2 protein-coding genes and 1 pseudogene are annotated in these 2,758 nt (G+C 74.9%); 1 reads left to right on the forward strand and 2 read right to left on the reverse strand.

Annotation, left to right across the window (positions count from 1 at the left end; genetic code table 11):
• A pseudogene (locus tag HGA02_RS21115) lies at nucleotides 1–141 on the reverse strand (replication-associated recombination protein A); the annotation flags it as partial.
• A 71-nt stretch (nucleotides 142–212) separates the two neighbouring features.
• On the opposite strand from HGA02_RS21115, the gene HGA02_RS15505 reads away from it, so the two are divergent.
• Entirely contained in the window at nucleotides 213–2,456 is a 2,244-nt protein-coding gene (locus tag HGA02_RS15505) for an MMPL family transporter (RefSeq protein ID WP_168679961.1), read from the forward strand.
• A gap of 77 nt (nucleotides 2,457–2,533) precedes the next feature.
• Here the strand turns inward: HGA02_RS15505 and HGA02_RS15510 are convergent.
• The coding region (locus tag HGA02_RS15510) for a GNAT family N-acetyltransferase (RefSeq protein WP_168679962.1) at nucleotides 2,534–2,758 on the reverse strand (225 nt) is incomplete at its 5' end.

Raw genomic sequence — 2,758 nt, forward strand, 5'->3', positions numbered from 1 at the left:
CGGCGAGCCCGCGACGAGGAGGTGCTCCTGCCCCGCGACCTCGTCGAGCGTGCGCGGCCGCATCCGCACGGCGAGGGGCGCACCCGGTGCGACGGCGGGCACGCCCGCGGCGGTCGCCGTCGCGGTGTCGAACAGGTCCATGCGGGCAGGGTACGCACGCGCGCCGACGTCACCCGAACCGTGCGTGCGGCACCCCGGGTCCACCTGCGACGATGACCCGCGTGTTCGCCCGTCTCGGCCGCGCCGTCGCCCACCACCCGCGCCTGACCGTCGTCGTCTGGCTGGTCCTGGCCGTGGCGGGGTACGCCCTCGCGGTGCTGGGCGTGCACGGGGAGAACCTGTTCGACCGGCTGTCGACGGGCGCGCCGAGCGTGCCGGGGTCGGAGAGCGTCGCGGGGCAGGACATCCTCGACGAGGCGTCGACCACCGGCCCGTCGGTCACGCTCGCGCTGAGCGGGGTCGACCCCGCGGACCCCGACGTCGCCGAGGCCTTCGCGCCGCTGCGGGAGGACCTCGCGGGGATCGACGGCGTGGCGAGCGTGATCGACCCGCTCGCGCTGCCGGGCGGCGCGCAGAACCCGGCGGCGGCCCCGCTGGTCGCGCGGGACGGCGACGGCTTCCTCGTCGTCGTGGAGCTCGCGCCCGACCTCAGCGGCGAGCAGGAGGCGACCGCGCACGACGAGGCCGTCGACGCGCTGCGGGCCGTCCCGCGCGAGCTCGCCGACGTCGCGCCCGACGCGAGCGGCATGGTCGGCAGCACGACGCTCATCGTCCGCGCCATCACGGAGCAGGTGGAGACCGACCTACGCACTGGCGAGGCGATCGCGCTGCCCGTCGCGCTGCTCGTCATGGTGCTCGTGTTCGGCGGGTTCCTCGCGGCCGGGCTGCCGATGGCCGGCGCCGTCGCGTCGATCGCCGGCGGCCTCGCGTCGCTGCTCGCGTTCTCGTACGTGCTCGACCTGGACTCGTCGGTCGTCAACGTCGTCACCGTGCTCGGGCTCGGCCTGTCCATCGACTACGGCCTGCTCATCGTGTCGCGGTTCCGGGAGGAGCTGCACCACCTCGTCGACGACGACGGCGGCGAGGGCAGCCGGCGACGGCGCGGCGACGGTGCCGTGCTGGTCGCGGTCGAGCGGACGATGTCGACCGCGGGGCGCACCGTGACGTTCTCGGCGCTCATCGTCGCGATCGCGATCTCGGGCCTCCTGGTGTTCCGCCCGCCGATCCTGCGCGCGTTCGGCGCGGCCGGCGTCACCGTCGTCCTCGTCTCGGTGCTCACCGCCCTCACGCTCGTCCCGGCCCTGCTGACGCTCCTCGGCCGGCGGATCGTGCGGCCGAGCGTGCTGTCCCGGATCCCGGGGCTGCGCGGCGTCCTGCGGCGCACCGCCGACGTCGAGACCGAGGACGGCGCCTTCTCGCGGCTCGCGGGACGCGTCCAGCGGCACCCGTGGTGGGTCATGCTCGGCTCGCTCGCCCTGCTCGGCCTGCTCGCCCTCCCCCTCGCCCGCATCGAGCTGCGCAACTCCACGACCGAGCTGCTGCCCATCGGCTCCGCGCAGCGCGAGTACGTCCAGACGCTGCGCGAGAGCTACCCGGCGGCGACGACGCCGGCCATCACCGTGGTCGCCGAGTCGACCCTCGAGGAGGCCGCGACCTGGGCCGGGGAGCTCGCCGACCTCGACGGCGTCGCGAGCGTCGACCCGCCGACGACCGTGGGCTCCTACGTCGTCGTCGGCGTGCGGCCCGACACCGACGACCCGGGCGACGCGACGTCCCGCCAGGTCGTGGAGGAGATCCGGGACCTCGACCCCGGCTTCCCGACGTGGGTCACGGGCCAGGCCGCGGGCCAGATCGACTTCACCGCCGCCGTCGCGGAACGCGCGCTCGTCGCCGCGGGCGTCGTCGCCGTCGCGACCCTCCTGCTGCTCTTCCTCATGACGGGGTCCGTCGTGGTGCCGGTCAAGGCGCTGCTCACCAACACGCTGTCGCTCGCCGCGTCGCTCGGCGTGCTCGTGTGGGTGTTCCAGGACGGCCACCTCACGGGCGTGCTCGACTTCGTGCCGACCGGCGGGATCGAGACGTACGTCGTCGCGCTCGTCGTCGCGTTCGCCTTCGGGCTCGCGATGGACTACGAGGTGTTCCTGCTCTCGCGCATCAAGGAGCTCGTCGACGAGGGCCGCTCGAACGACGAGGCGGTGCGGCTCGGCCTGCAGCGGTCCGGGCGGATCATCACGTCCGCCGCGGCGATCGTCATCGTCGTGTTCGCCGGGTTCGTCGCGGGCAAGCTGCTCGTCATCAAGGAGGTCGGCTTCGCGCTCGCGATCGCCGTGCTCGTCGACGCGACGCTCGTCCGGCTGTTCCTGGTCCCCGCGACCATGACGGTCCTCGGCCGCGCGAACTGGTGGGCGCCGCGCTTCCTGCGCCGCGTGCACGAGCGGCTCCCGCTCCACCACTGAGCCGCGGCCGGACCGGAGACCAGGGCGGTCCGGACGCCCGGAGCGGTCCGCGCGGTCGGTCGGACTCGCCCGGGTCGTCAGGGCGCCGGTCGGTCAGCGCCGCGCGGCCCGAACGACGCGCACTCGAGCTCGGTCCGGAAGCCCAGACGCTCGTACACGCGCCGCGCGCGGTCGTTGTCGGCGTACATCCCGAGCGACACGTAGGCGCACCCGGCCGCGAGCCCTTCGGCGAGGACGGTCGACGTGAGCGCCGTGCCGATCCCGCCGCCACGGGCGTCGGGACGCACGCCCAGCCCGTGCAG

Origin of the sequence: Cellulomonas septica (genome assembly GCF_012396155.1) — a bacterium.
In the GTDB taxonomy this organism is placed as follows: Bacteria; Actinomycetota; Actinomycetes; order Actinomycetales; family Cellulomonadaceae; genus Cellulomonas; species Cellulomonas septica.

What these genes read in the sequence shown, in the direction of transcription:
- HGA02_RS15505 (WP_168679961.1), top strand. Translation starts at nt 213, where the DNA reads ATGACCCGCGTGTTCGCCCGTCTCGGCCGCGCCGTCGCCCACCACCCG.